The sequence below is a fragment of the Methanosarcina sp. A14 genome (assembly GCF_001729375.1).
Taxonomy (GTDB): domain Archaea; phylum Halobacteriota; class Methanosarcinia; order Methanosarcinales; family Methanosarcinaceae; genus Methanosarcina; species Methanosarcina barkeri.
The window spans coordinates 1-2070 of sequence record NZ_LZPK01000356.1; the positions used below are offsets into that span (position 1 = coordinate 1).

A 2070-nucleotide genomic window follows, 5' to 3' on the forward strand; every position below is an offset into this window, starting at 1 on the left:
GGGTTAATTGCAACTCCCCAGGGCTTTTTTCCTACCTTCACCGTGGCTGTAACTTTGTTTGTTGCGGTGTCAATTACGGAGACAACGCTGCTTGCTTCTTTCGATACATACACCTTAGTTCCAGCGGGGTTGACTGCAACTCCATAAGGATATTTTCCTACAAGTACCTTGGCTGTAACCTTGTTTGTTGTGATATCAATTACAGTAACAGTGGTGCTACCGCTATTCGTAATGTAGGCGTATTTAGCCGTGCTTGAAGTACTTTGTGCAGTAGTTGCCGATGCAGTAGATAATGTCAAAATTAAAAATAAAACAATAGCTGTTGAAGCTAACGCTACTGAACACAGTTTTTTGTTCACTTTCATTGTCTCACTCCTAATATTTCGTCCTACATCCAGCAGGTAAATTGTTATTTCAAATATTTTCACTGATAGCTTTTTTGTGGGAACTTGCATTCCATCCCATACAAAACGACCACAAAAATGACCTGTCGTTTTTTTTATGATGATAGTTGGGCCATGTTAACATATGTTAAATACAGATCAAATTAATAGGGCATTTGAAAAGCGCTATCCTGATATCCTCTTCATTTCAAGGGAAAATATTCTAACCAAAAAACCTGGAATAATTTTATTACACGTTTTGAAAGTTATTGGTATCTTAATGTGTTTTTTAGACTTTAGTAAACTTTTCAACTTTCAGCAAATATATGAAACCCACTTTTTTCCGTACAGTTTGAAGAGGATACTTATCCTGAAAAATATCCAAATTTTAATGTCGATCTGCCAAATACAGGTTTTTTTCTAAAACTCAGTTCCAAAATCCAGGTATTTTTTTCGTTTTTGGATTTGTAGAAAACCTATCTAAATCATATTCAATAGGCTCTTGAATAAATAGTTAATAGTGTTTTAAGTAGTTCAGTTTAAACAATTGGAAGTTCTTGATTTCAGAGAATTTCTACATAACCACGTTTTTTAATTAACAGATTGAACCGAAGTTTATAAAATCATGAAAATTGGGATGTAGCTATAGATAATTTGCAGGTGTAATAAAAAATTTACTAAGTACCTGATCCATGTAGTTCAACTTTTACGTCATTCCATCTTGAACTCATCCACCGTTGGTAATTATATCTAGGACTTACACACTTGAGAATCGAAATCAATTACGGCAAATACTGTGGATTAAAGTCACATATTAGACAGTTAATGATCTAACACTGTTGATTTTTCACTTCAACTGCGTAAGTCATAATATCGTTTCCACATTATCTATAAGAACCATTATAGGAACTTTGTTATATTGATTATATGTTAGATCCTTCACGATAATAGATTAACTATATTTATTCCACGATTACTGATTTACCCTATATTTAGATTTTTTATATTAAAACGTTTTTAGTTCTTGTCCAAGGGCCTCTTTTTTGGTTACGGTCTCTGTTTTATGTATTACTTGATGCGGCTTTATACTATGAAATCCAAATTCAAGCTGAATTTACAAAAAACTCAGTATTCAGCCCATTCAAATTGTAAATCAAATGTAAATTTAAGGTAAACTCTTAGATTTAGACAAACTTTTAGACATTAGATAAAAGTTATACACAGTCAGTTTTTGAATTTCAACCTGATACAGAAGATTGAAGTTTCTTCACTCAGAAAAAGATAAAGGCACAGGGAACTAAGAAAAACTGATGCTAATTCTGAAAACAGAATAAGAGAAAACAGAAGTAAGGTCTGTTTCAGCCGCCCACTACGATTCTTCCATTGTGACCAGAACAGACCTTTGAGTTCATCACGTTTAGCCTTTATTTTTTCGTGTTTCAGTTTAAGAGTTTATTTGTTTTCAGAGTATATTTCCGGTCTTGTGTTTGTTGGCACCTTTATGAAGTTTGTCTTCGTTAAGTACTACTCCTGCTGCATTACTTCCTGTAAATGTAATCCTATAGAATCCCAGGAGGTTTACAACCGTTTTCAAAGTAGCAGTCACTTTGCCACTTTTATATATTTCCATTTTAATTTTGTACTACTTCCTGCTGCATTTGTTGCTGTGAGTTTAACCGTGTAAGTT

At 33.4% G+C, this 2070-nt stretch carries 2 protein-coding genes; both read right to left on the minus strand.

What is annotated here, in order from left to right:
- The coding region (locus A9239_RS15505; RefSeq protein WP_255361964.1) for a YncE family protein at positions 1–455 on the minus strand (455 nt) is incomplete at its 3' end.
- A gap of 1390 nt (positions 456–1845) precedes the next feature.
- On the minus strand, positions 1846–1989 hold the full coding sequence (locus tag A9239_RS19735) for a hypothetical protein (RefSeq protein ID WP_155396498.1): 144 nt from the start codon (positions 1987–1989) through the stop codon (positions 1846–1848).
- Positions 1990–2070: the final 81 nt, after the last annotated feature.